The sequence below is a fragment of the Micromonospora sp. NPDC005220 genome (genome assembly GCF_040607895.1).
GTDB lineage: Bacteria > Actinomycetota > Actinomycetes > Mycobacteriales > Micromonosporaceae > Micromonospora.
Map to the genome: position 1 here is coordinate 1 of NZ_JBEXHP010000036.1, position 25046 is coordinate 25046.

22 protein-coding genes and 1 riboswitch are annotated in these 25046 nt (G+C 72.5%); of the genes, 13 read left to right on the forward strand and 9 right to left on the reverse strand.

Annotated elements, in window-relative coordinates:
* The 3 genes from ABZU52_RS15975 to eccB all read right to left on the reverse strand — a co-directional run.
* On the reverse strand, positions 1-1056 hold a 1056-nt coding region (locus ABZU52_RS15975), incomplete at its 3' end, for a WXG100 family type VII secretion target (protein WP_354971798.1).
* Positions 1049-1459: a hypothetical protein gene (locus ABZU52_RS15980; protein WP_354971799.1), complete on the reverse strand. Its 411-nt coding sequence runs from the start codon at positions 1457-1459 to the stop codon at positions 1049-1051. The genes ABZU52_RS15975 and ABZU52_RS15980, both read right to left, overlap by 8 nt.
* A gap of 46 nt (positions 1460-1505) precedes the next feature.
* Positions 1506-3101 (reverse strand): type VII secretion protein EccB, encoded by a 1596-nt coding sequence (eccB, locus tag ABZU52_RS15985; protein WP_354971800.1) that lies wholly within the window; start codon positions 3099-3101, stop codon positions 1506-1508.
* Between the two features lie 162 nt (positions 3102-3263).
* Between eccB and ABZU52_RS15990 the strand changes: the two genes are divergently transcribed.
* The gene (locus ABZU52_RS15990) at positions 3264-4451 is read left to right on the forward strand and encodes a type VII secretion protein EccE (protein ID WP_354971801.1); all 1188 of its coding nucleotides are present in this window, start codon (positions 3264-3266) and stop codon (positions 4449-4451) included.
* Between the two features lie 22 nt (positions 4452-4473).
* Here ABZU52_RS15990 and eccD read toward each other — a convergent pair whose 3' ends face one another.
* Complete coding sequence (gene eccD / locus ABZU52_RS15995) at positions 4474-5871, reverse strand: type VII secretion integral membrane protein EccD (protein ID WP_354971802.1); 1398 nt, start codon at positions 5869-5871, stop codon at positions 4474-4476.
* 166 nt (positions 5872-6037) lie between these two features.
* Here eccD and eccCa point away from each other — a divergent pair, with 166 nt between their 5' ends.
* From eccCa to ABZU52_RS16010, 3 genes are all read left to right on the forward strand, one after another.
* Positions 6038-10003: a type VII secretion protein EccCa gene (gene eccCa / locus ABZU52_RS16000; protein WP_354971803.1), complete on the forward strand. Its 3966-nt coding sequence runs from the start codon at positions 6038-6040 to the stop codon at positions 10001-10003.
* A 205-nt stretch (positions 10004-10208) separates the two neighbouring features.
* Positions 10209-10517: a WXG100 family type VII secretion target gene (locus tag ABZU52_RS16005; RefSeq protein WP_354971804.1), complete on the forward strand. Its 309-nt coding sequence runs from the start codon at positions 10209-10211 to the stop codon at positions 10515-10517.
* 25 nt (positions 10518-10542) lie between these two features.
* Positions 10543-10821 (forward strand): WXG100 family type VII secretion target, encoded by a 279-nt coding sequence (locus tag ABZU52_RS16010; RefSeq protein ID WP_030329555.1) that lies wholly within the window; start codon positions 10543-10545, stop codon positions 10819-10821.
* 94 nt (positions 10822-10915) lie between these two features.
* On the opposite strand, the gene mycP is transcribed toward ABZU52_RS16010, so the two are convergent.
* Together mycP and ABZU52_RS16020 are read right to left on the reverse strand one after the other, a co-directional pair.
* The gene (gene mycP, locus ABZU52_RS16015) at positions 10916-12145 is read right to left on the reverse strand and encodes a type VII secretion-associated serine protease mycosin (RefSeq protein ID WP_354971805.1); all 1230 of its coding nucleotides are present in this window, start codon (positions 12143-12145) and stop codon (positions 10916-10918) included.
* 51 nt (positions 12146-12196) lie between these two features.
* A complete protein-coding gene (locus ABZU52_RS16020) occupies positions 12197-12532 on the reverse strand; it encodes a MarR family winged helix-turn-helix transcriptional regulator (protein ID WP_354971806.1) in 336 nt (111 codons plus the stop codon).
* A 228-nt stretch (positions 12533-12760) separates the two neighbouring features.
* Between ABZU52_RS16020 and ABZU52_RS16025 the strand changes: the two genes are divergently transcribed.
* Entirely contained in the window at positions 12761-13498 is a 738-nt protein-coding gene (locus ABZU52_RS16025) for a carbonic anhydrase (RefSeq protein WP_354971807.1), read from the forward strand.
* Between the two features lie 57 nt (positions 13499-13555).
* On the opposite strand, the gene ABZU52_RS16030 is transcribed toward ABZU52_RS16025, so the two are convergent.
* Positions 13556-14575 (reverse strand): hypothetical protein, encoded by a 1020-nt coding sequence (locus ABZU52_RS16030; protein WP_354971808.1) that lies wholly within the window; start codon positions 14573-14575, stop codon positions 13556-13558.
* 3 nt (positions 14576-14578) lie between these two features.
* Positions 14579-14710: riboswitch (cyclic di-AMP (ydaO/yuaA leader) on the reverse strand.
* 166 nt (positions 14711-14876) lie between these two features.
* On the reverse strand, positions 14877-16247 hold the full coding sequence (locus ABZU52_RS16035) for a YibE/F family protein (protein ID WP_354971809.1): 1371 nt from the start codon (positions 16245-16247) through the stop codon (positions 14877-14879).
* Between the two features lie 359 nt (positions 16248-16606).
* Here ABZU52_RS16035 and ABZU52_RS16040 point away from each other — a divergent pair, with 359 nt between their 5' ends.
* Positions 16607-18604: a copper-translocating P-type ATPase gene (locus ABZU52_RS16040; RefSeq protein ID WP_354971836.1), complete on the forward strand. Its 1998-nt coding sequence runs from the start codon at positions 16607-16609 to the stop codon at positions 18602-18604.
* A gap of 6 nt (positions 18605-18610) precedes the next feature.
* On the opposite strand, the gene ABZU52_RS16045 is transcribed toward ABZU52_RS16040, so the two are convergent.
* Entirely contained in the window at positions 18611-18907 is a 297-nt protein-coding gene (locus tag ABZU52_RS16045) for a metal-sensitive transcriptional regulator (protein WP_354971810.1), read from the reverse strand.
* 95 nt (positions 18908-19002) lie between these two features.
* On the opposite strand from ABZU52_RS16045, the gene ABZU52_RS16050 reads away from it, so the two are divergent.
* The 7 genes from ABZU52_RS16050 (at position 19003) to ABZU52_RS16080 (ending at position 25041) form a co-directional block, all read left to right on the forward strand.
* Entirely contained in the window at positions 19003-19212 is a 210-nt protein-coding gene (locus ABZU52_RS16050) for a copper ion binding protein (RefSeq protein ID WP_091395144.1), read from the forward strand.
* A 13-nt stretch (positions 19213-19225) separates the two neighbouring features.
* Positions 19226-20170 (forward strand): hypothetical protein, encoded by a 945-nt coding sequence (locus ABZU52_RS16055; protein ID WP_354971811.1) that lies wholly within the window; start codon positions 19226-19228, stop codon positions 20168-20170.
* A gap of 12 nt (positions 20171-20182) precedes the next feature.
* Positions 20183-22429, forward strand: coding sequence for a heavy metal translocating P-type ATPase (locus ABZU52_RS16060; protein WP_354971812.1), 2247 nt, complete (start codon positions 20183-20185; stop codon positions 22427-22429).
* A gap of 74 nt (positions 22430-22503) precedes the next feature.
* Positions 22504-22677 carry a CsbD family protein gene (locus ABZU52_RS16065; protein ID WP_036410891.1) on the forward strand — a complete coding sequence of 58 codons (174 nt, stop codon included), beginning with the start codon at positions 22504-22506 and terminating at the stop codon, positions 22675-22677.
* Positions 22678-22840: 163 nt separating this feature from the next.
* Positions 22841-23188 (forward strand): helix-turn-helix domain-containing protein, encoded by a 348-nt coding sequence (locus ABZU52_RS16070; protein ID WP_354971813.1) that lies wholly within the window; start codon positions 22841-22843, stop codon positions 23186-23188.
* Positions 23185-23454: a hypothetical protein gene (locus ABZU52_RS16075; RefSeq protein WP_354971814.1), complete on the forward strand. Its 270-nt coding sequence runs from the start codon at positions 23185-23187 to the stop codon at positions 23452-23454. Before ABZU52_RS16070 ends, ABZU52_RS16075 begins: the two co-directional genes overlap by 4 nt.
* Before the next feature lie 126 nt (positions 23455-23580).
* Positions 23581-25041 carry an alpha/beta hydrolase gene (locus ABZU52_RS16080; RefSeq protein ID WP_354971815.1) on the forward strand — a complete coding sequence of 487 codons (1461 nt, stop codon included), beginning with the start codon at positions 23581-23583 and terminating at the stop codon, positions 25039-25041.
* Positions 25042-25046 lie beyond the last annotated feature (5 nt).

Consider the following 25046-nt stretch of genomic DNA (forward strand, 5'->3'; position numbering starts at 1 on the left):
GTTCTCCGCCGGGGCCGTGCCACCGCCGGTCGGTCGGGCCGAGGTGGGGGGCGCGCCGCCCGAGCCAGCGAGCGCGCCGCTGCGCAACACGCCGCCGGCCGGTGCCCCGCCCTGTGCTCCGTAGAGCAGGCCGGGGCCGGTGCTCGCCGCGGCGGGCGCGCCGGCCGGCCCGGACAGGCCGACCAGCCCGGCGGCACCTCCGGCGAGCAGCGCGCCGCCGACCAGCGGGTCCGCCCCGGCGAGGGAGGTGCCCTGGTTGGCGGGGCCGCTGCCAGCGCCGACCGGGCCGGTGACGACAGCCGGGCTGCCACCCGTACCCGAGCCGACCTCGTCCGTCGTCGTCGAACCGTGGTCGGGCAGTTGAGCGGCGCGGTCGGGCGTCGAGATGGTCGCGTCACCGGTGCGGCCGATGTCGGTGCCGGTGTTGGGGCCCCGGCTCACCCTGGCGATGGCCGAGACACTCTGCGGCGTCGTCGGATCCTTGCTGGCGGTATTCGGAGTGTCCGGATCCGGTGGCGGCGGGTCGACCACCCGGTCGTAGGCGGAGATCTCGTAGCTGTTGGCCAGCCCGGCCACCAGGTTCACCATCCGCTGGTGGGCCTTCTCCTGCTCGGCCTTGTCCTGCTGGTGACCCGCGATGCCCCCGACGATCGCACCGGTCAGACCGAAGACCGCGCCGCCCTTGATCGCACCGCCGATCGCCTTGTCGTTGTCGTCGGTCTCCTCCGGGCTCTCCGCCTGCTTGTGGGCGGCGCGCAGATGGTCGGCCATCATGGTCAACCCCTGCTTGATGCCGGCCATCCCTTCGCCCAACGCGTCGGTGTGCGCGACGATCAGGCTGAGTCGCCGATGGAATTCCTGACCCGCCGAACCCGTCCAGGTGTTGCCGAGCTTCTCGAGGTCTCCGCTCAACTCCCGGCCGAGGCCGTCGAGGATGCCCTTGAGCTCGGCCCACTGGGTGGCCACGCCCTCGATCTGCTCCGGCTTGCCCGCCATCAGGCCGTCGTACAGCTGCTGGTGGCTGCTGCCCTGGTAGCGCTGGGTGTATTCAGACACGCCCGTCCCCCTTCGGCTGCAACGCCCGGTCAACCGGGGTCAGCGCGGCGGTGACATCGTCGGCGTTTGCCGCGTTACGCGCCTCGGCGGTGCGGTAGTTGCTCAGGATCGTGCTGGTCGCCTGCTGTGCCGCCAGCACCGCCTGCCGGATCCGTTCGGCCTGCTCGACATAGGACTGATGGACCTCGCTGTAGCGACGCGCCTTGTCGGTGGCGTCGAAGAACGAGCCCAGCGCCGGCGGACGGCACTGCATCTCGGTGTTGAGTTTGCGCAGCACCGACTCGGCCTGGCTCAACCGCGTCGCCAGGTGCTCGTGGAAGTCCTCAAGGGACAACAGGTCGACTTCCGTACGCCTGGCCATGGCAACATCCCCGTTGTTCTGGTTGACAACCGTCAGCGACATCCAGATTAGTCCACCAGTGCGACTCCGGGCGACCCGCCGACGCTGCTCAGCCGTCGGCGTCAGTCGATTCCGTGGACCCCCCGCCGCCGGCCCCACCGCTCGACGGGGCGCCACTGGCCGGCGCCGACGGTGTCGAGCCCGACGGTGGCGTGGCGGACGGCGAGCCCGAGGGCGGCGTCGCGGATGGTGACCCTGACCCCGGCGTGGCCGACGGCGGCACGGCCGGTGCCGGTCCGTCGGTGGAGAAGACGGCGAACGCGTCCTCGCGGTCCAGGGTCGGCCCGGTCGGGATCAGGGCGAGCAGGGAGCCGGGCACCGCCAGCGGGGTGATCCCGCCGTAGCCGAGCACGTCCAGTGTCTCCGCCGAGCCGAGCGGATACCTGATGCCCTGCGGGCTGATCAGGTAGATGGTCGACCCGGCGGCACCGGACCCGCTGGTCCCGGCGCCGGGCGAGGCCTGCGCGATGACACCCTTGCCGCCGGGCAGCAGCACCGCCTCGGCGGTGCGTACCGCGTCGCGCCTGGTCTGGCGCACCGGCATCAGGCCCGGATCGTTGTCGGTCAGCTCGGCCGGCACCCGGTCGAAGACCTCCAGGGTGGTGGTCGGCGGGCCGCCCGCGCTGCCCTTCCGGTACGTCGCGCAGAGCGTGGTCTGACCGGGCTGCACCGGGTAGAGGGCGGGCATCGTCGACGGTACCCCCTCCTCCTCGATCCGCCGTTCCTCGAACGCCTCGCTGGCCTGGTTCGGGGTGATGTCGGTGATCCGACCGCCGTTGCTGATGAGCAACAGAGCGGTGATCTCACTGATCGGCACGAGAGCGTCCCGAGTCAGCACGTAGTGCCGTCCGGCGGCCTTGAACACCGAACCGACGTTGTACGACTGCCCGGCCACCCTGCGGCTGCTGGGCTCACCCTCGCCGCTCAGCGACGGCCTGCGCAGCGGCGGACCGGCCGGCACGGCGTTGAGCAGTTGCTGCCCGACCTGGAGCCGCTCGGTGCCGGCCATCCGCAGCGCCGTTATCGTGCGGGACGGGTCGAGCAGCTGGAGCCGGCTGTTGTTGGTGACCAGGTACCGCTGGTCGTCGACCGAGACCAGCACCCCGCGGTCGCCCAGGGGTGTGCCGCCGGGCAGCGCACGGTCGATCACCAGCCGGGTGCTGGACCGCTGCCGGTCGACCGGGTCGGGCACGTCGCAGACCGACCAGGGCAGCCCGGTCAGCGACTTGCGGTCCGGCAGGGCGTCCGGTGCGCCGACGATGCCGACGGTGACGCCGCGGGGCCGGTCCCGCAGCGACGCCTGGGACATCGTCCGCACCTCGGCACTCGCGTCGTTCACGATGAGGCGCGCCGACGTGTAGTTCAGCGTCGGGTGCAGCTTGCCGTCGATGAACACGTACGTCGCGCCGGTCTCCCGTTCGATGACCAGCGTCTTGTCGTCCAGCGGCGCCGCGCCGCCGGTCAACTGGCCGTAGGCACCCACCCCACCGAGCACGATGGCCGCAGTGAGGACACTGCCGAAGACGGCCATGCCGAGCCGTCGCATCGGCAGGTTGGTGGTCTCCGGATCGCCCGACAGCAAGGCGGAGACGATGCGGCGGGTGACGAAGCGGTACGCCTGCACCTGGTCGCGGCGGGTCCGCATGACTTACCTCCGGCGGGGTGTTTCCGCGACGATCAGGGTCTGAGTGCCGCCGCGGGTTTCCCTACGATAAGGGGCCGACGGTGGTTCCTTGGGACCACCGCTCGTGGCCGGCGCCGGACCGACCCGGCGCAGAGCCGTACCGTGCAGGAGGGACAGTCAGCGATGACGCAGGTTCAGGCGCCACCCGCCCGAGCGGTCACGGACCCGGTCGACGTTCCCGCCCGCCCGACGTCCCCGGCCGAACGGCCCGGCCGTGGGCGGGTCGGTCCCGTGCTGGTCGGGCAGCTCGTCGTGCTGGAGTTGTGTGTGGTCGCCGTCTGGGCCGCCACGGCCGGACCCAGCTGGGTGCTCGCCGCGGTGGGCCCGGCGGCGCTGCTGGTCGTCCTGGCGGCCTTCGCCCGCCGAGGGGGCCGCTGGTGGTTCGAGGACCTGCTGCTGCGCCGCCGGCTGCGGCGACGCGGCGAGCGCGCGTCGGCCGCGTTGGCCAGCGGCACGTCGACCGACCCGCGGTTGGCCGCACTCGCCCCCGAGCTGAGCGTCATCGAGCTGACCGACCGCGGCACCCGGCTCGGCATCGGGCGGGACGACCAGGGCTGGTTCGCCGCCGTCGCGTTGCAGTCCGCCACCGGTGCGGCGGTCGGCTCCGTCGACGCCGCCGCGGTGGACCGCGCGCTACGGGTGCTCGCGGACTTCAGTGCCCCGGTCTCCCGGGCCCAGGTGGTCGCGCACACGCTGGTCTGGTACCCGGCACCCGGGGCGCCGCCGGCGGCTCACCGGACCGTCTGGGTGGCGGTGCGGCTCACCGTCCGGGACGCCCGGGTCGAGGCGGTGAGTCGGGGCGGCGGGCTGACCGGCGTGCACCGCACGGTGGCCGCCGGGATCGGCCGACTCGGCAAGGCGCTGACCTCGGCGGGGCTGGCCCATCGCCCGTTGGGCCGCGAGGAGCTGCGCGCGGCCATCGTCTCGGCCGCCGGCCTGGACCTGGTGCCTGAGGCGCCGACGGAGAGCTGGCGTGGGTTGCGCGGCGGCGGCTGGACGCACCGTTGCATGGCTCTGCGGGGCCGCTCGGACGCCCCGCTCGCGCCGCTCGTGGACGCGATCACCGCGACCTCGGCGCCGTCGCACACGGTGGCCGTGACCGTCTCGGCGGACGGTCGGGTGGCGGCACCGCTGCTGCGGGTCGCGGCCATGGACAACCACGTCGAGGCCCTGGTCAAGGTGGTCCGCGAGGTCGCGGAGCGGGTGGGCTCGACGACCCGGCCAATGGACGGTCAGCATGCTCCGGGCGTCTACGCCACCGCTCCGGTCGCGTCGGCGCTGGGCGTCTCCACCGGTCTGCGGTCGCGCTGACCGCTGCGGGGGCGCGGCGCGGTCAGGGTCGGAGGTTGACGATCCAGCCGTACAGGCCGCAGACCCAGAAGGCGAGCGGCACCAGGGAGATGATCAGCAGGATCTCGGCGATGTCGAGCAGCCGACCCCAGACGGGCGAGATCCGCTTGCCGGCGACGGTCAGGCCGTAGATCAGGCTGATCACGGCGGCGAGCACCAGCCCGCCCAGGATCAGGCCGAGCCGGACCGGCAGCGACCCACCGGCGAAGGTGGTCGCGGCGGCCAGGCCCAGACCCACGGTGCCGGCCAGCAGCACCGGGGTGCGCTGGGCCCGGCCCAGCAGGGGGCGGGCCCGCAGCAGCGCCAGCAGGGCCAGCACCAGGCAGAGCAACACCGCCGGCAGGCGCCCGTCCAGGGCCAGCACGAACTGCGCGCCCAGCACCAGCAGCGACACCGTCCACAGCAGACCGGTCAGGAACTGGTCGGCGCGCTCGCTCCGCTGGAGCACCTGCCGACCGTCCACCGACTCGCTGTCGGTCTTCAGGTCCTCCGGACCGGTCGGGATCGACGGCACCGGCAGCCGGGCAAGCCGGTAGGCCATCATCGGCAGCGCCGGCACCACGCCGAACGCGACCGCCGCGACCACCGCGGCGGAGGCCGCCGGGTCGAGGCCGAGGACCAGGCAGAGCACCGCGCCCAGACCGGTCGCGGCCGCCACCCCGATCGCGGCGAAGAAGAGAGGGTACCGGTCGCCGACCGCCAGCACGGCCACCGCGCCGGCCACCACCGCGGCGGTCGCCGCGAGCAGGACATGTGGACTGGCCAGCTCGGTCAGCGACCGATCGCCGCCGAGCAGCAGCAGGCCGCCGGTGGCCGCGTGCACCAGGCCGACCAGGGCCAGCACCGCGCCGACGCCGCTGTCACCGGCGGCCCGGGACAGCACTGCGGCGCCCACCAGCAGCGCCACCGCGACCAGCAGCGCGGCCAGCGCGCCGGGCAGGTGCGGAGGGCCGGCGAAGAGCGCTGCCAGCGCGCCGGCGCCGAGCGCCGCCGCCGCGAAGACCACCGCGAAGGAGCGGGTCGCACCGACCTGCCAGGCGCCGGGGCGCTGGTTGGTCGCGGTGGCGACCGCGTCCACCACGTCGTCGAAGACGATCTCCGGCGCGGCGTCCGAGCGGGGGTTGAAGTAGAGCACCTCACCGTCCCGGACGCTGAGCTGCGCAGCGGTACGACCACCGTCGAGCGGCGCACCGCCCAACCGGGACAGTGCCCAGCCGCCGTGCCGCGCACCCTCGTCGGCCATGTCCTCGCCGGCGTAACGCAGCAGCGTGGGAAGCAGGTCGGCCATCGGCACGTCCGACGGCAGCGCCAGATCCATCCGGGTACGCGGAGCCACGATGGTGATCCGGCTCAGACCACCGGTCGCCGTCTTCGTCGCCACAGTGGCCTCCAGGTGTGCGTCTGTGATCGGCTGGCTGTGATGCTGCGGTCCGGGTCCACCGCGCACACGGCAGATTACCTACGATGACGGGCACGTACGATGCCCACCCGCGGGCGGTGTGCCGCGGCCGTACGTCATCGGGGCCGCTTCTGGGGAGGAGACAGCCGTGAGCACGGTGGTGTTCCGCCGGCTCCCGCGTCAGCCGGGGCCGGCCTTACCGCGCGGCGAGGTGCTGCTGGAGTCGCCTCCCGAGCTGCCCGAGCCGACGCCCCGCGGGATGGGGCAGTTGCTGATGATCCTGCCGATGTTCTGCGGGGTCGGTGCCATGGCGTTCCTCTACGCCGGCAAGGGCGGCGGCATGATGACCTACGTCGCCGGTGGGTTGTTCGGTGTCTCGATGCTCGGCATGGCGATCGGCTCACTGGCCAACAGCGGTGGCAAGGACAAGGCCGAGCTGAACGCCGATCGCCGCGACTACATGCGGTACCTGGCGCAGATGCGCAAGCGCACCCGCCGCGCCGCCGAGCAGCAGCGGGCGGCGATGGCCTGGCGGCACCCGGAGCCCGACGCGCTCTGGTCGATCGCCGCGTCCCGGCGACTCTGGGAACGGCGGATCACCGAGGACGACTTCGGCGAGACCCGGATCGCCCTCGGCCCGCAGCGGCTCGCCGTGGAGATCGTCCCACCGGAGACGAAGCCGGTGGAGGACCTGGAGCCGATGAGCGCCATCGCGCTGCGCCGGTTCGTCCGTGCCCACTCCACGGTGCCCGATCTGCCCACGGCGCTGTCGGTGCGCGCGTTCAGTCGGGTGGTGCTGCGCGGCGACCGCGAGCCCGTACTCGACCTGACCCGGGCGGCACTGGGGCAGCTGGCCACCTTCCACGCACCTGACGACCTGGTGATCGCGGTGGTCGCCGCACCCGACCGGCAATCGTCCTGGGGTTGGGTGAAGTGGCTGCCACACGCCCACCACAGCGGTCGTACGGACGCGGCCGGCGCGCGCCGGCTGGTCTTCGCCAGCCTCGCCGAGGCCGAGGCGTCGCTCGCCGCCGAGTTGGGCGGGCGGCCCCGGTTCGCGCCGGAGGCCAAGCCGCTGACCACCGCCCCGCACCTGGTCGTGGTGATCGACGGCGGGGAGATCTCACCGACCTGCCAGCTGGTGGGTCCGGGGCTGCTCGGCGCCACCGTTATCGACCTCTCCGGGACGGTGCCGCGCGACGCCGGCCGCTGGCTGCTCTGCCTCGACGTGGGCGACGGCAGCTCACTCGACCTGGTCCGGGGCAGCTCGTCGTCGACGCTGGGTCGGCCCGACCGGCTCAGCGCCGAGGCCGCCGAGGGGCTGGCCCGACAGATCGCCCCGTTCCGGCTCTCGCAGCAGCAGACCGGCGGCGACGAGCCGTTGGCCCGCAGCACCGAACTGCCGGACCTGCTCGGCGTCGGCGACGCCGCGGCGGTGGACGTGCAGAACACCTGGCGCCCGCGTGGCCACCGCGACCGACTGCGCATCCCGCTCGGCGTCGGCCCGGACGGCAACGTGGTCGAGCTCGACTTCAAGGAGTCGGCGCACGAGGGCATGGGCCCGCACGGTCTGGTGATCGGCGCGACCGGGTCCGGCAAGAGCGAACTGCTGCGGACGGTGGTGGCCGCGTTGGCGGTGACCCACTCGTCGGAGGAGTTGAACTTCGTCCTGGTGGACTTCAAGGGTGGTGCCACCTTCGCCTCGCTGGAGGCGCTGCCGCACACCAGCGCGGTGATCACCAACCTGGCCGACGAGCTGCCGCTGGTCGACCGGATGCGCGATGCGCTCGCCGGCGAGATGGTGCGCCGGCAGGAGTTGCTGCGGGCGGCCGGCAACTACGTCTCCCGCTTCGAGTACGAGAAGGCGCGTTCGGCCGGCGAGCCGCTGGCTCCGATGCCCAGCCTGCTGATCATTTGTGACGAGTTCAGTGAACTGCTCGCCGCCAAACCGGACTTCATCGACCTGTTCGTGATGATCGGCCGGTTGGGTCGGTCCCTCGGCGTGCACCTGCTGCTGGCCAGCCAGCGCCTGGAAGAGGGCAAGCTGCGGGGCCTCGACACGCACCTGTCGTACCGGATCGGTCTGCGGACGTTCTCCGCGGTGGAGAGCCGGATCGTGCTCGGCGTGCCGGACGCGTACGAGCTGCCGAACGCGCCGGGCCACGGCTACCTGAAGACGGACACCAGCACCATGCTGCGCTTCCGGGCCGCGTACGTGTCGGGGGCGTACCGGGCGCCGGGGCAGCAGGCCTCCGCCTCGCAGGCGTTGGTGCAGCGGCGGATCGTGCCGTACGGCCTCGACTTCGTTCCGGTGCAGGTCCCGCAGGTGCCGGTGGACACCGCCCCGGAGCCGGAACAGCCGGCCGACGGCAAGGCCGTGGCGATGCTCGACGTGCTGATCGACCAGCTCAAGGGTCGGGGCCGCCCGGCCCACCAGGTGTGGCTGCCGCCGTTGGCCGACCCGCCGGGCCTGGGTGAGCTGCTCGGCCCGCTGGCGGTCGACCCGACCTACGGGTTGTGCACCGCGTCCTGGCCCGGCCGTGGTCGGCTGACCGTGCCGGTCGGCGTCGTGGACCGCCCCTACGAGCAGCGTCGGGACCCGATGATGGTCGAGCTGGCCGGGGCCGGCGGCAACGTGGTCATCGTCGGTCGGTCGCTGAGTGGCAAGAGCACGATGCTGCGTACGCTGCTCGCCTCACTGGCCCTCACCCACACGCCGCGCGAGGTGCAGTTCTTCTGCCTGGACTTCGGTGGGGGCGCGCTGCGCAGCATGGAGCGGTTGCCGCACCTGGCCGGGGTGGCCGGTCGGCGCGACGTCGAGGCGGTTCGCCGCACGGTGGCCGAGGTGGTCGCCGTGCTGGACGACCGGGAGAGTCGTTTCGCCCAGCACGGCATCGACTCGGTGGCGAGCTACCGCCGTCGCCGGGCCGCCGGTGAGTTCGCGGACGACCCGTTCGGTGACGTGTTCCTGGTGGTGGACGGGTGGAACACGCTGCGCCAGGAGTACGAGGAGTTGGAGCAGACCATCACCACGTTGGCCAACCGGGGCCTCGGCTTCGGTGTGCACGTGGTGCTCACCGCCGTGCGGTGGGCGGAGATCCGGATCAACATGCGGGATCTGCTCGGCACCAAGTTGGAGTTGCGCCTCGGCGACGCGTCGGAGTCCGAGATCGACCGCCGCGCGGCGAACAACGTGCCGGAGAAGTCGCCCGGTCGGGGCCTGACCCGGGACAAGCTGCACTTCCTCACCGCCATCTCGCGAATCGACGGTCGACGTGACATCGAGGATCTGAGCGAGGCATCGCTGTCGCTGGCCGGGCACGTGGCGGCGAACTGGCCGGGTCGCCCGGCGCCGAAGGTGCGGTTGCTGCCGCGCCGGCTGCCGGTGGCGGAGCTGGCCCGGGTCATCGACCGGTCGGCGCCCGGGCTCCCGATCGGTGTCAACGAGTCGGCGCTCGCGCCGGTCTACCTGGACCTGGCCAACGAGCCGCACCTGACGGTCTTCGGCGACGCGGAGTGCGGCAAGACCAACCTGCTGCGCCTGATCGCCCGGGGGATCACCGAGCGGTACACGCCGGCGCAGGCCCGGCTGGTGATCGCCGACTACCGGCGTGGCCTGCTGGGAGCGGTGGAGGGTGACCACCTGCTCGACTACGCCCCGTCGAACCAGGCGTTCGCCCAGGGGCTCGGGTCGATCCGCAGCGCACTCTCCAACCGACTGCCCGGCCCGGACGTGACCACCGCCCAGCTGCGCGATCGGAGCTGGTGGAAGGGTCCGGATCTGTACATCCTGGTGGACGACTACGACCTGGTGGCCTCCGGTGGCAGCAACCCGCTCAGCGCCCTGCAGGAGCTGTTGCCGCAGGCCCGCGACATCGGTCTGCACCTGATCATCACGCGTCGGGTCGGCGGGGTGTCCAGGGCGCTCTACGAGCCGGTGCTGCAACGGCTGCGCGAGTTGGACTCGCCGGGCCTGCTGATGTCCGGCAACCGGGAGGAGGGTGCGGTCTTCGGCACGTTGCGACCGAGTCCGCAACCGCCCGGCCGGGGCACCCTGGTTCGCCGCCGCGATGGTCAGCAGCTGATTCAGACCGCCTGGTCTGATCCGGCCTGAGTGAGATCCGTCGTTCGGTAGGAGGTGGTGGGCCGTCTCGGCCCGATTCACCACCATCCATCGAACGTCACCGGTCAGGGCTGCGGGGGTTGGACAGGTTCCGCTACGGTCTTCACAGGAGTGTCCGTCGGTGGGGTGATGCTGCCTTGCCGCGGGGGAGGGGTGCGGCGAAGCCGCCACCACAACAGACGGAAGGGTGTGAAGCATGGCGTTCGAGGTCGAAGCTGCGACTCTGCATACCGCCGCGAGTGACGTGCGGTCCACGCGCAGCGAGGTCGACGGCGAGCTGAAGAAGCTGTGGAACGTGGTCGACGACCTGGCCATCGCGTGGAAAGGTCAGGCGTCCACGGGCTTCCAGTCGCTGATGACGCGCTGGCAGGAGGACACCAGCAAACTGCTGACGGCGATGGACAGCATCGCTGACCTGCTCGACAAGTCGGGTACGACGCACCAGGTCAACGACGAAGAGCAGCAGCAGATGCTGGACAAGTTCCACTCTGCTCTCAACCCGTGATCCGTAGCCGGCAGAGGAGGAAATCGTGACGATCAAAGTTGACTATGCGGTCCTCGAGAGCAGCAACCAGCAGATGCAGGCCATCTCGAAGACCCTCGAGGAAAAGCTTGACACGCTGCGGTCGATGCTGACCAAGCTGCACTGGGACGGCGAGGACCGGGTTGCCTACGAGCAGCACCAGGCGAAGTGGGACGCGGCGGTCCGGGACATCAACCGGATCCTGAACGAGATCGGCGGTGCCGTGGGCATCGCCCGCGAGAACTACCTCACCACGGAGATGAGCAACTCCAAGGTGTGGAGCTGAGGCATTCGCTCGAGCGGCTCCGGTCCGGTTCGTCCGGCCCGGAGCCGCTCTGCATTGCCGCAGGTGTCGGCACCGCCCTGCGGCGGGGCTCCGCTCAGCCGGCAGTTGGTGCGTCGGTGCGTCGGCCGGGGCGCCAGTCGCGTCGGCGGCCCCGGGCCATGATCGGTCGCGCGACCAGCAGCAGCCCGGCGAGCAGAGCGCCGATGACCGCCGCCCAGATCGCGACGGGGCGCTGCCAGCTCAGCGGGTCGTCCGGCACGGCGGGCGCCGGGAGCGCGCTGGCGGGCGGGTTCGCCCGGGTGCCGAGCAGGCTCGACACCGCCCGGTACGGGTTGACCATCCCGTAGCCGATGTCGGCGTTGTGGCCCTCGGGTGGGTTGTCGGCGGTGCGTTGCAGCCGGTCCGCGACCTGCTGCGGGCTGAGATTCGGGTAGGCCGCCCGGACCAGCGCGGCCACTCCCGAGACGTACGCGGCCGCGTAGCTGGTGCCGCCCTCCGGCACGGTGCGGTAGCCGGTGTTTCCGGGCGCCGGCCCGACGATGTTCATCCCCGGTGCGGCGATGTCGACGTAGTCGCCGCTGATCGAGGTGCCGACGTGGCCGCCCTGCTCGTCCACCCCACCGACCGCGATCACTCCCGGGTACGCGGCCGGGTAGCCCGGCCGGTTCTGGGAGTCTTCCTTCCGGTTGCCCGCGGCGGCGACCAGCACCACCCCTTTGGCCAGCGCGCGCTCGACGGCCGCGGTCAGTTCGGGGCGGGGAATCGTGGTCAGGGACAGGTTGATCACGTCGGCGCCCTGGCCGACCGCCCAGTCGATGGCCGCCGCGATCTGTGCGGGGAGTTGCGGGTTGGTGACCTCCCCGAGCTCCGGTAGGACCCGGATCGGCAGGATGCGGGCAGCCGGGGCGATGCCGCTGAACGGGACCACGGTGCCTTCCCGGCCCGCGATGATGCCGGCGATCAGCGTGCCGTGCCCGGCCTCGTCGCACTGGCCCTGCCGGGCCGGCAGGCCGTTGAAGTCGCGACCCTCGAGCACCTGGCCCTTGAGGAGCGGGTGGGCGGCGGAGACACCGGAGTCGATCACGGCCACCGTGATCCCGGCGCCCCGGGACAGCGGCCACGCCGAGGACGGCTCCAGCCGGCGTAGCGCCCACGGCATCTGGGTCAGGCTCTCGGCACCGGGGGGGCCGCAGAGGGGCGGTGCGGCGGTTGCCGGGGAGGGTGCCACCAGGCCGGCGCCGAGCAGGGCCGCCAGCGCTCCACTGAGGATGCCGCGAAGGGCACGTCGGGACGGGGTCGCGCTCAACGGCGGGCATTCGCGCACCCGCAAAGGTTACCGCCGTGACCGTTGGGCAGCGGCCCCTGGTGACGGGGGTCAGGCCCGGGGGTGTGCCTTTGCGGCGGGAGTGTCGGCGAAGAGCGCGAGCAGGTCGCCGACCTGCCGGTCGGCCTCGGCGGGGTGCCGGAACCGGCCGGCCGGGTTGAGGGTGTACTCGTTGCGTCGCCCGACCCGGGTGCGGTGCAGGTAACCGCCCGCCTCCAGGTCGGCGACGATCGCCTGCGCGGCCCGTTCGGTCACGCCGACCTCGGCCGCGACGTCGCGCAGCCGGGCGGTCGGATCGCGGGCGATGGCCAGCAGTACGTGCCCGTGGTTGGTGAGGAACGTCCAGTTCCGCCCGCCGCTGGTGTCGCCCGTCACCGTGCTCGTCATCGTTTGACCGCCTTTCCCGATGTCCGCCTGCCCTCGCGAGAGTCTTGCCCGCCCTGCCCCGGAAAGGTTGCCCAGGGGGCGACCAACGTCAACGTATGAAATCTAAATCACGCATCCCTTGACGCATCTTACGGTGCGTGTGACCGTGGAGCACGGGCCGGCGGCCCCGCCGCCCGGCCGGCGGAAAGCCGGTTTGACCAGGTCAAATGCGTCGAGACGAGGTGCGGGATGAGTCAGACCGGGCGCTCCGGCGGCCAGCCGGGTTCGCAGCGGACCACCGACCGGGAGTCCGCGCTCAGCGAGCCCGCCCTGGCGTACGCCGAGCTGATCGCCGGCAACCGACGCTTCGTCGGTGGCGCCCCGCGGCACCCCAACCAGGATGCCGGGCGCCGGGCCGCCGTGGCCGACGGGCAACACCCGTTCGCGGTGATCGTCGGCTGCTCCGACTCCCGGCTGGCCGCCGAGATCATCTTCGACCGGGGGCTGGGCGACCTGTTCGTGGTTCGTACGGCCGGGCACACCGCCGGCCCCGAGGTGCTCGGCAGCGTCGAGTACGCGGTGACCGTGCTCGGCACTCCGCTGGTGGTGGTGCTCGGTCACGACTCGTGCGGTGCCGTGCAGGCCGCCCGGGAGTCCGCCGCGACCGGTACCGCACCGGGTGGCCACCTGCGCGCGGTGGTCGACGCGGTGCTGCCCAGCCTGCGCCGGGCCGACGCCGAGGGTGTGGACGACATCGACGGCATCATCGACATCCACATCGCACAGACCGTCGAGACGTTGCTCGGGCAGTCCCCGGTGCTGGCCGAAGAGGTGGCGCAGGGTCGGTGCGCGGTGGTGGGGGTGTCCTACCGGCTGGCCGCCGGAGCGGTGCGCCAGGTGGCCGCCGTGCCGGCTGGCTTCGCGACGCCGGACACCCGGACCGGATCGCCCGAGTCGAGCGACTCGGCCGCGGCCGCCACCGTCTGACGCGACGAGGGCCGCTCCGCGACACGCGGAACGGCCCTCGACGGGGATCGTGCGGGGTCAGAGCAGCGACATGTGGACGTGGTCGGTGTGGTTCGACGGCCCGCTGTACGAACTCCAGCCGGTGGCCGGGAACCAGATCTGCCGGTTCCAGATCACGTAGTAGATGCCGAGCCGGTCGGCGTTACGGATGAGGAACGCGGCGACGTTGTTGCCGTACGTGCGGGTGTCCTCGTTGTGCCACGGAGAGAAGCCGCTCTTCTGTAGCGACCAGTCGCAGGCGCGGCCCTTCGGGTGCTCCCACGGCCCGCCGGGGCGGTAGCAGCCGACGAACCGGTTGAAGCCGGCCCGCTTGACCTCCTTGTACGCGTGCAGCGTGCGGGGGGTGATGCAGCCGGACGTGGTGGGGTCGTTCTCGCTGCACGACTGGGGCTTCCAGTCGCCGTCGGCCGTGCGACCCGGGCCGATCTTCGCGACCGGGGAGGTGGCGTCCACCAGGCCGCCGGTGAAGCCCTTACCGCCGACGAGGGAGAGGGCCTTGTCGGCCTCGCTCTTCCGCTTCGCCATCAGGGCGGTCTGCTTCTGCTGCTCCCGAACCTCCGTGTCGAGGGCCAGCTTGGCCTGCTCGGCGCGGGCCTTCACCACGTTGACCTCGGAGAGCTTCTTCTCGTTGACCATGTTCATCTCGTCGAGCACCGCGGCGCGCTGGACGAACGAGTCGGGGGCGTCGCTCTCCAGCAGCATCGCGATCGCGCCGATCCGGCCGGTCCGGTATGCCTGGGCGGCGATCTGCCCGACCTGCGGGGCCAGCGCGGCCAGGTCGGCGTTGGCCCGGTCGACCTCGGCCGCCAACTCGCTCTGCCGCTTCTTGGATTTGTCCAGCTTGGACTTGGCGGCGGAGTAGTCGCGGTTGGCCTGCTCGATGACGTCGTTGAGCAGCTTGGGCTCGCCGTCCTCCTCGTGCCCGGACGGTGTGGGGTTCGTCGGGGCGGCATGTGCCGGGAGGGGCCCGGCGAGCACGGTCAGTGCGGCGATCACGGCCACCACGGGTGTCAACCAGCGGCGTAGGGGTGCCGTCACAATGTTTCCTTCCGTCGACCGCCGACCGGGTTAGCTGACGGGTTCGGGGCGGAAGTGGCCCCTACCGCTGACGCGGATTCACCCCACGTACCTGGGTCCCCGGCTCGCCGGTTGGCGATTGGGCGGTGGCACCGCAGGCGCCGCTTCGCGCCTTCATCGGTGACCGGCAGCGAGGTTACCCGAGAGTCGACCGGCTGAGCTACGCCTGGATGCCGACCAAAAGCGTCATTTCGCCATAACGTTGAGTGACCAGTGACGTGGTTCTCAGGGTGGATGCCCGATCTGGTCACGCTGAGGAGTGTCACCATGCCGTATCCGTGCTCCTGTTCGACTCCGGCCACCGGTCGGTGGCCTCGGGTGGGGGTGCGGCCCGCGGCTGGTCCGGCTCGCCGGAGCCGGCCGTTCGCGGTGCGATGAGTGCGGCCAGCGCCTCGGTGCGGTCCGGCTGGGGGCGCGCGGCGGGAGCGTCGACGGACGACGTGGCGTCGGTGCGCCCGGCGGCGGTCACCACCGCGGCCAGCCCGGTGGTCAGCGGCACGGCGGCGATCAGACCGAGGGTGGCGACCGCGCTGCGGACGATCTCCTGGGCGAGGAACTCACTGGTGAGGATCTGCCCGATCGGTCGCGAGTCGGCGGTGAGCAGGAGCAGCAGGGGTAGTGACGCGCCCGCGTACGCCAGCACGATGGTGTTGACAGTGGAGGCGATGTGCGCACGGCCGACCCGGGTGGCCGCCCGGTAGAGCTGCAAGCGGGTCAGCCCGGGGTTGGCGTTCGCCAGCTCGGTGACGGTGGCCGCCTGGGTGACCGTCACGTCGTCGAGCACCCCGAGCGAGCCGATGATGATCCCGGCGAGCAGCAGACCGCGCAGGTCCACGTCGCCCTGGAACATCGACAGGGTGGTGGCGTCCTCGCTGCCGAAGCCGGTGAGGTGGGTCGCGGCCGTGGCGATGGTGGCCAGCACGCCGGTCAGCACCAGGCTGCCCAGGGTGCCGAGCACCGCTACCGAGGTCTGTGCGGTGACCCCGTGCGTCAGATAGAGCACCACGAACATGATCAGGGCCGCGCCGACCACCGCCACCAACAGTGGTGACCTGCCGGCGCCGATGCCCGGCAGCACGAAGGTGAGCAGGATGGCGAAGCTGGCGGCCAGCCCGGCGAGCGCGGCCAGACCCCGCCACCGACCGAACGCCACGATCGCGGCCGCGAAGACCACCGCCAGCCACAGCATCGGGGTGCCGCGCTGGTGCTCGGCGATGTTCCAGTTGCTGGTGGTGGGATCGACCGGATCGGCCAGCTCGACCAGGATGACCTCGTCGCCGACCTCGACCCGGGGTGCGCCGGGTCCGTCCGGCACCGGCGTCTGCACCTGCTGGCCGGCGGTCGGCCCGTCGTCCACCCGGACGTCGACAGTGCCGCACCGTCCGTCGCCGATGCTCGGGGTGCCCTCGGGGGCCGACGGCGCCGGCGGGCACGGCTCGCTCACCACCCGGGTGACGGTGCCGGGGTAGCGCGGCACGTCCGCGCCGCCATCGGTCTGCGGTGACCCGCCGCGCGGCCAGAGCAGCACCGCGGCGAGCACGGTGGCGACGAAGAGGGGTACCACCGTCACGACGAGGATCCGTCGCACCCTCGGCGGGGCGGACGGAGCCGGGCGGGTGTGGTCGGAACCCAAGGCGAGACTCCCAACGATCCGGTGCGGGGTACGGGTCAGCGGGCCGGGCGGTTCACCGTTGCGGTGGAAACGCGGCGGATGGCGGGGCGGATCGCTGCCTGACGACCGCTTGATCACGGACGGTCAGTGCTCGGCCCGGTCGGCCGGCGACGACGCCACGTGGTGGCGGCGCCAGTGCCCGACTGTGCAGCGGCATACGGAGGGCCATCGTGGAGATGCTAGCCAGCCCGTCCGGGGGCTGCAGGTCGTGGCGGAGTGTCGCGGCCGAACCGCCCGCGCGGCGGTCCCCGGGGCGGCATGTTGGAGCCATGCCCGCTTCGTCACCGTCCGACCCCGACCACCAGCGCCGCGCCGGACCCATGCCGCACGACAAGCACGCCGGGCACGATCCGGCGATGTTCCGCCGCCGGTTCTGGGTCTGCCTGGTGTTGACCATCCCGGTGGTGCTGACCAGCCATCTCGTGTCGGATCAGCTGGGCCTGGCCGGAAACGTTCCCGGTCGGTCCTGGGTGGGTCCGGTGCTCGGCTCGGTGGTGTTCTGGTGGGGCGGTTGGCCGTTCCTGGTCGGTGCGGTCCGGGAGGTGCGGGACCGGGCGCCCGGGATGATGCTGCTGGTCGCGATGGCGATCACCGTCGCCTACACCGCGTCCCTGGCGACCAGCGTCGGCGCCTTCGACCTGGATTTCTGGTGGGAGTTGGCCGCGCTGGTCACCATCATGCTGCTCGGGCACTGGCAGGAGATGAAGGCCATCGGGCAGGCCCGGGGAGCGCTGGCGGCGCTGGCCGCGCTGCTGCCGGACGAGGCCGAACGGGTGGTGGCGGACGGGCGCGTCGAGGCGGTGCCGGTGACCGGTCTGCGGATCGGGGACGTGGTGCTGGTCCGGCCGGGGGGTCGGGTGCCGGCGGACGGCCGGGTCGTCGACGGGGCCGCCGAGCTGGACGAATCAATGATCACTGGCGAGTCGCGACCGGTCGCCCGATCGACCGGTGACCGGGTGGTGGCCGGCACCGTCGCCACCGACTCGGCGATCCGGGTGCGGGTCGAGGCGTTGGGTGAGCAGACCGCCCTGGCCGGCATCCAGCGGATGGTCGCGCAGGCACAGGGGTCCGGCGGCCGGGCCCAACTGTTGGCCGACCGGTTCGCCGCCGCGCTGTTCTACGTGGCCACCGGCACCGCTGTGCTGACCGTGCTGGTGTGGACCGCGCTCGGTCGGCCGGACGAGGCGGTGGTCCGTGCGGTCACCGTTCTGGTGATTGCCTGCCCGCACGCGCTGGGCCTCGCCATCCCGCTGGTCGTCGCGCTCTCCACCGCCCTCGCCGCGCGGTCCGGGATCCTGGTCAAGGACCGGTTGGCGTTGGAGCGGATGCGGACCGTCGGCGCGGTGCTCTTCGACAAGACCGGCACGCTGACCCGGGGTGAGCACGGGGTGACCGACCTGGTGACGGCGCCCGGCGTCGAGCCGGACGAGGTGCTGCGGATCGCGGCCGGCGTCGAGTCGGAGAGCGAACATCCGTTGGCCCGGGCGATCGTGGCGGCCGCCGGGCGGGTCGGCCCGGCCCGGGCCGCCGGGTTCCGGTCGCTGCCGGGCCGCGGTGTGCAGGCGACCATCGACGGTACGGAGTACGCGGTGGGCGGGCCGGCGCTGCTGCGGGAGCTGGGCTTGTCGCTGCCGGCGGAGCTGGAGGAGGTGACCGGGCGGTGGTCGGCGCGGGGTGCCGCGGTGCTGTACCTGGTGCGGCTGCCGGAGGCCGTGCTCGGTGCGTTCGCGTTGGCCGACGAGGTGCGTCCGGAGGCCCGGCGCGCCGTCGACGAACTGCGCGCCGAGGGCGTGCGGACCATCGCCATGATCACCGGTGACGCGCGGCCGGTGGCCGATGCGGTCGCCGCCGAACTCGGCTTCCGGCCCGGAGTCGACGAGGTCTTCGCCGAGGTGCTGCCAGCGGAGAAGGACGATCGGGTCGCTGAGCTCCAGCGGCGGGGGCTGGTGGTGGCGATGGTCGGCGACGGGGTGAACGACGCGCCGGCGCTGGCCCGGGCGGACGTGGGCATCGCGATCGGCGCGGGCACCGATGTGGCGATCGAGTCCGCCGGGGTGGTGCTGGCGTCCTCGGACCCGCGTGGGGTGGGTGCCGTGGTCCGGTTGTCCCGGGCGTCGTACCGGAAGATGCGACAGAACCTGGCCTGGGCGGCCGGCTACAACGTGGTGGCGCTGCCGCTGGCCGCCGGGGTGCTGGCCCGGGCCGGTGTGGCGTTGAGCCCGGCGGTGGCCGCGGTGCTGATGTCGGCGTCCACCATCGTGGTGGCGCTCAACGCGCAGTTGCTGCGCAGGGTTCGTCTCGACCCCGCGCCGGACTGAGGGCGGTCAGCCGCGCTTCATGAGCCGGCCGACAGCCGCCATCATCTCGTTGGCCATCTCGTCGGCCCGGCCTTCGGCGGCGCCCTCGTGCATGCAGTGCCGGGCGTGCCCGTCGAGCAGCCCGAGGGCCACCTTGTCGAGGGCGGCCTGGATGGCGGAGATCTGGGTGAGCACGTCGATGCAGTAGCGGTCGTCGTCGACCATCTTCTCGATGCCCCGGACCTGCCCCTCGACGCGGCGGAGCCGCGCGAGCAGCTGGTCCTTGCTGGCGGTGTATCCGCGGATCGGGGTGGGAGCGGTCATGTCGACCAGGATAGCGTACCCCCAGGGGGTATGGTACGGTCCTATCCTGCTCGGATACCCCCACGGGGTACCGGTACGGAAAAGGAGACGAACCGATGGTCAACACGACGTACCAGGTGCAGGGCATGACCTGTGGGCACTGCGTCAGCGCGGTGAGCGCCGAGGTCGGCGCCATCGCGGGCGTGCGTGACGTCCAGGTCGACCTCGCCGCCGGCCGGGTCACCGTCAGCAGCGATCAGCCACTGGACACCGCGGTTGTCCGGGCCGCCGTCGACGAGGCCGGTTACGACCTCGTCGACGCGTGATCGGCGGGCCGGCATGCGCACCGTGACGAAACTGGCTGGGTTCGCCGTCGGCCTGGCGGCGGTCTTCAGCGCGACGTACGGGGTCGGCCGGGTCGTCGACAGCGCACCGGTCGCCGAGAGCCGGCACGACGACGCCTCCCCGGCGACGGACGAGCACGGCGGGACGGCCGACCGGTTCCCCGGCGGCCTGCTCGTCTCCGAACGCGGCTACACCCTCGAACCGGTCGACGCCCCGGCCGACGAGTTCGCCTTCCGGATCGCCGGCCCGGACGGCCGCCCGGTCACCCGGTACGAGGTGGCACACGACAAGACGATGCACCTGATCGTCGCCCGCCGGGACCTCTCCGGCTTCCGCCACGTCCACCCCGACCTGGCCCCGGACGGCACCTGGCGGGTCGACACCCCGCTGACCGGCCCCGGGCAGTGGCGGGCGTTCGCCGACTTCACCCCGACCGGGGGTGAACCGCTGACCCTCGGCGTGGACGTGACCGTCCCCGGCGAGCTGACCGAACGGCCGTTGCCCGCCCCGGCGACCAGCACCACCGTCGACGGCTACACGGTCACAGTGACCGGCACGCCGCAGCCCGGCCGCACGTCATCGCTGACACTGACCGTCAGCCGGGACGGGCAGCCGGTCACCGACCTGGAGCCCTACCTGGGCGCGTACGGGCACCTGGTGGCACTGCGCCGGGGCGATCTGGCGTACCTGCACGTGCACCCGGACGGGACGCCGGGCGATGGGCGCACCCGGCCCGGTCCGGCCGTCACCTTCCTCGCCGAGGTGCCCTCGGCCGGCAGCTACCGGCTTTACCTCGACTTTCAGCACGGCGGGCGGGTGCACACCGCCGAGTTCACAGTGGTCGCTGGCGCTACCCCGACCGGAGCCGCCCCCACCCCGAGCGGACCCGCGCCGACCGGCGGGGCCGACCACGGCACCCCCGGGCACGGACACAACTGACGGGACCAGACGATGACCACCACCAGCAGACCGCTGCCCGAGGCGCCGAACCGGATCGAACTCGCGATCGGCGGGATGACCTGCGCCGCGTGCGCCGCCCGGATCGAGAAGAAGCTCAACCGGATGGACGGGGTGAGCGCCACCGTCAACTACGCCACCGAGAAGGCGACCGTCCGGTACGCCGACGGCGTCACGCCGGACGACCTGATCGGGACCGTGCAGAAGACCGGCTACACGGCGGCGCTGCCGGCCCCGCCCAGCGCGGAACCCCCGGTGGACCCGTTGCGGGGTCCGCGTACCCGGCTCTGGGTGTCGGTGGCCCTGAGCGTGCCGGTGGTCCTGCTGGCCATGGTCCCGGCCTGGCAGTTCGACTACTGGCAGTGGCTGTCGCTGACCCTGGCCGCCCCGGTGGTGGTCTGGGGTGGGCTGCCGTTCCACCGGGCCGCCTGGACGAACCTGCGGCACGGTGCGGCCACCATGGACACGCTGGTGTCGCTCGGCACCCTGGCCGCGTTCGGCTGGTCGCTCTGGGCGCTCTTCCTCGGTGACGCGGGGATGCCGGGGATGACGCACCCGTTCCGCTTCGACATCACCCGGACCGACGGCGCCGGCAACATCTACCTGGAGGCCGCCGCCGGGGTCACCGTGTTCATCCTGGCCGGTCGCTACTTCGAGGCCCGGTCCAAGCGCACCGCCGGCGCCGCCCTGCGCGCCCTGCTCGACCTCGGCGCCAAGGACGTGGCGGTGCTGCGCGACGGCGTGGAGACGCTGATCCCGGTGGACCGGCTCGTCGTCGGTGACCGGTTCGTGGTCCGACCCGGGGAGAAGATCGCCACCGACGGGGTGGTCGACGAGGGCACCTCGGCGGTCGACGCCAGCATGCTCACCGGTGAGTCGGTGCCGGTCGAGGTCGCCCCGGGCGATGCGGTGGTCGGCGCGACGATCAACGCGGGCGGGCGGTTGATCGTCACCGCCACCCGGGTCGGCGCGGACACCCAGCTCGCCCGGATGGCCGATCTGGTCGAGCAGGCGCAGAGCGGCAAGGCGGCCGTGCAGCGGCTGGCGGACCGGATCTCCGGGGTCTTCGTGCCGATCGTCATCACCCTCGCTGTCGGCACGCTCGGCTGGTGGCTCGGCACCGGGGCCGGTCCGACCGCCGCGTTCACCGCCGCCGTGGCCGTGCTGATCATCGCCTGTCCCTGCGCGCTCGGCCTGGCCACCCCGACCGCGCTGCTGGTCGGCACCGGCCGAGGCGCGCAGCTCGGTGTGCTGATCAAGGGACCGGAGGTGCTGGAGTCGACCCGCCGGGTGGACACCGTCGTGCTCGACAAGACCGGCACCGTGACGACCGGCCGGATGACACTGGTGGACGTGGTGCCGGCGAGCGGTGTGGACCGGGCCGAGCTGCTCCGGCTCGCCGGGGCGGTGGAGGCCGCCTCCGAGCACCCGATCGCCCGTGCGGTCGCCGGGGCGGCCAGCGACGCGGGCGCGCTGCCTCCGGTGACCGCCTTCGGCAACCTCGACGGGCTGGGGGTGAGCGGCACGGTCGAGGGTCGGGCCGTGCTGGTCGGCCGGGTCCGGCTGCTGCGCGAGCGCGAGATCGAGGTGCCGCCGGAGGTCGAGTGGGCCGTCCGCGACGCGGAGACCGTCGGCCGTACGGCGATCGTCGCCGGGTGGGACGGACGGGCCCGCGGGGTGCTCGCGGTCGCCGACGTGGTCCGGCCGACCAGCCGGGCGGCGGTGGCCCGGCTGCGCGGGCTTGGGCTTACCCCGGTCCTGCTCACCGGGGACAACACCACAGTGGCTCGCGCGGTCGCCGCCGAGGTGGGTGTGGACGAGGTGATCGCCGAGGTGCTGCCGGCCGGGAAGGTCGACGTGATCAAGCGGCTCCAGGCCGAGGGGCGGTCGGTGGCGATGGTCGGTGACGGGGTCAACGATGCCCCGGCGCTGGCCCAGGCCGATCTGGGGCTGGCCATGGGCACCGGCACCGACGTGGCGATCGAGGCGGCCGACCTCACCCTCGTCCGGGGCGATCTGGCCGCCGCGGTGGACGCCATCCGGTTGTCCCGACGCACGCTCGGCACCATCCGGGGCAACCTGTTCTGGGCGTTCGGCTACAACGTGGCGGCCCTGCCGTTGGCCGCCGCCGGGCTGCTCAACCCGATGATCGCCGGTGCCACGATGGCGCTGTCCTCGGTCTTCGTGGTGGCCAACAGCCTGCGGTTGCGTCGCTTTCGTCCGGCCGCCGCCGATCTGTGACGACGGTAATGGTTGAGCCGGCGACGGCGGGGGTACCTCTGTGGTTGTAGCGACGCTTGCAATGGAGGTTGGCAATGGGATTCGACGACAAGATCAACAACGCCACCGAGGACGCGACCGGCAAGCTGAAGGAAGGCGCCGGTCGGGCCACCGACAACGAGCAGCTGGAGGCGGAGGGTCGCGCTGACCAGTCCACCGCCAAGCTCAAGCAGGCCGGTGAGAAGATCAAGGACGCCTTCAAGAGCTGACGTACGACGTAACCCGCACGCCGGGCCGGTGATCATCACCGGCCCGGCGTGCTGTGTGTCCGGGCCTTTCCCGCGACCCTGAGATCCCCCTGATTCCGTCTCCGTCCCGTAGCGCCGCGGGGCAACACCTGCTAACTTTCCTTGGCATGTGCAAGGGCTGGTTATGAGCACCGCTCCACCGCCGACCGGCGACGATCTGGTCCGGGTGCTGGCCACCCTGGCCAACCCGCACCGGCTGCGGGTCGTCGCCGCGCTGGCCCGCGAGCGTGCGTACGTCAGCGGGCTGGCCCGGCAACTGGGCATCAGCCGGGCGCTGTTGCAGGTCCACCTACGGAAGCTGGCGGCGGCCGGGCTGGTCACCGCCCGCCTGGAGTTGTCGGAGGACGGGAAGGCCATGAACTACTACGAGGTGGAGCCGTTCGTGCTCACACTCACCCCCGAGGTGATCGCTGCGGCGGTCCAGACGTTGACCGTGCCCGACTCGTCCGAGCAGCCCGGAGCGCAGCGATGAGCGACCACGACTGGACCGAGGTGGTCGGCGCGATCGGCATCTTCGCCCTGCTGATCAGCGTGTTCACGGTGAGCGTGGTGCAGCTCGCCAAGACCCGGCGGGCCCGGTACGAGGCGGCCCGTGCGGACGACTACCGCCTGCTCGCCGAGACCGCCGCGCAGGCCCAGGCGGAGAACGCCCGACTGCTCGCGGCGATGGATGGCCGGCTGGGCGGGATGGAGACCCGGATGACCACGCTGGAACGCGTCCTGCGCGAGGTCGACTGACCTCGGCGGACGAAAGAGGCCCCGGGCCGTCGAGCGGCTACTCGACGGCCCGGGTGGAAGCAGCATCACCTCGCCCAGTGGGCGAGTTTCACCGGCAACGCTCCTTCAAGGAGAGGACAACACCTCATGCTGCGCGTACGCAAATCCGCCGTGGGCTGGGCGGTCGCCCTGGCCCTCACCGCCGCCGGCCTGACCCCGGCGAGCCCGGCCGCCGCCCGACCCCAGCCCGCTCCGACGATCGACTGGCGGCCCTGCGCCAAGGACGCCAGCGCCGAGTGCGGCACCCTGTCGCTGCCGGTGGACTGGAACCGACCCCGGGGTGAGCGCTTCGACCTGTCGTTGGCCCGCCGGGTCGCCAACCCGGCAACCCGGCAGGGCGCGCTGGTCTTCGGCCCCGGCGGGCCGGGCGACAGCGGGGTCGACCGGGTGGTGAAGGGCAGCTCCCGGTTCAGTGCCGACCTGCGCGCCCGGTTCGACATCGTCAGCTTCGACCCGCGCGGCACCGGTGGCAGCCACCCGGTGGTCTGTTCCCGGGACCTGCTCGCCCGGCAACCGCAGCTGATCGCCGACCAGGCCCAGTTCGACGCCGTCCTGGCCGACAACGCGCTGCTGCGCGCCGACTGCCGGGCCCGCACCGGGGCGCTCTACGACCACGTCGACACCACCAGCGCCGCCCGTGACCTGGACGCGGTCCGCGCCGCGCTCGGCGAACGGCAGCTGACCTTCCACGGCAGCTCGTACGGCACAGTGCTCGGGCAGCGGTACGCCGAGCTGTACCCCGACCGGGTCCGGGCCATGGTGCTGGAGGCCACGATGGACCACAGCCTCGGCACCCGCGCCTTCCTGGACACCCAGGCCAGCACCGCGGAGGACGGGTTCGACGAGTTCGTTGCCTGGTGTGCGCGGTCCACGTCATGTGCCCTGCACGGTCGGGACTTCCGGGCGATCTGGGCCGGGCTGCACGCTCGGGCCGAGCGTGGCTCGCTGACCGACCCGGACCAGGCCAGCGCCGCGCTCGCGCCGTTCGAGCTGAGCCGCCTCGCCCACAAGAAGCTCTACGACACCTGGCGGTGGCCGGGGCTGGCCGAGTGGATCGTCCGACTGGAGGGTGCCGCCACCACGCCGAGCGTCCGACCGCTGGCGGACGAGGCCGTGGCTCGGTACCCCTTTGCGGTTTTCTGTCAGGACTGGAGCCTGCCGGTCCGGGACTACCGGGAGTACGTCGGACACCTGCGCCGGGCGGCCCGGCTCGCTCCGGACCTGCGCTACCCGCCGGCGCTGTTCGCCCCGGTCACCTGCCTGGGCACCCCGACGCCGGTCGCCAACCCGCAGCATCGGCTCCGGGTCCACACCGAGGTGCCGCTGCTGCTCGCCGCTACCGTGCACGACCCGGCCAGCGGCTACGGCTGGGCGCGCAACGTGGCGCGGCAGCTGGGCCGGCACGGCGCGATGCTCACCTACCAGGGGTGGGGGCACGGCAGCTACAGCAGCAGCCCGTGCGTGGCACGCGCCGTCGACGCCTACCTGATCGATCAGGCGGTGCCCGCCCCGGGTGCCAGCTGCCCGGCCATCGAACCCGAGGGATGACCGCC

Coding starts and splice junctions, on each gene's coding strand:
- ABZU52_RS15990 (WP_354971801.1), top strand. CDS start 3,264: ATGACGCAGGTTCAGGCGCCACCCGCCCGAGCGGTCACGGACCCGGTC.
- eccB (WP_354971800.1), bottom strand. CDS start 3,101: ATGCGGACCCGCCGCGACCAGGTGCAGGCGTACCGCTTCGTCACCCGC.
- ABZU52_RS15980 (WP_354971799.1), bottom strand. CDS start 1,459: ATGTCGCTGACGGTTGTCAACCAGAACAACGGGGATGTTGCCATGGCC.
- ABZU52_RS16020 (WP_354971806.1), bottom strand. CDS start 12,532: ATGACGAGCACGGTGACGGGCGACACCAGCGGCGGGCGGAACTGGACG.
- ABZU52_RS16065 (WP_036410891.1), top strand. CDS start 22,504: ATGGGATTCGACGACAAGATCAACAACGCCACCGAGGACGCGACCGGC.
- ABZU52_RS16025 (WP_354971807.1), top strand. CDS start 12,761: ATGAGTCAGACCGGGCGCTCCGGCGGCCAGCCGGGTTCGCAGCGGACC.
- ABZU52_RS16075 (WP_354971814.1), top strand. CDS start 23,185: ATGAGCGACCACGACTGGACCGAGGTGGTCGGCGCGATCGGCATCTTC.
- ABZU52_RS16040 (WP_354971836.1), top strand. CDS start 16,607: ATGCCGCACGACAAGCACGCCGGGCACGATCCGGCGATGTTCCGCCGC.
- ABZU52_RS16045 (WP_354971810.1), bottom strand. CDS start 18,907: ATGACCGCTCCCACCCCGATCCGCGGATACACCGCCAGCAAGGACCAG.
- ABZU52_RS16060 (WP_354971812.1), top strand. CDS start 20,183: ATGACCACCACCAGCAGACCGCTGCCCGAGGCGCCGAACCGGATCGAA.
- ABZU52_RS16070 (WP_354971813.1), top strand. CDS start 22,841: ATGAGCACCGCTCCACCGCCGACCGGCGACGATCTGGTCCGGGTGCTG.
- ABZU52_RS16005 (WP_354971804.1), top strand. CDS start 10,209: ATGGCGTTCGAGGTCGAAGCTGCGACTCTGCATACCGCCGCGAGTGAC.
- ABZU52_RS16050 (WP_091395144.1), top strand. CDS start 19,003: ATGGTCAACACGACGTACCAGGTGCAGGGCATGACCTGTGGGCACTGC.
- ABZU52_RS16080 (WP_354971815.1), top strand. CDS start 23,581: ATGCTGCGCGTACGCAAATCCGCCGTGGGCTGGGCGGTCGCCCTGGCC.
- ABZU52_RS16055 (WP_354971811.1), top strand. CDS start 19,226: ATGCGCACCGTGACGAAACTGGCTGGGTTCGCCGTCGGCCTGGCGGCG.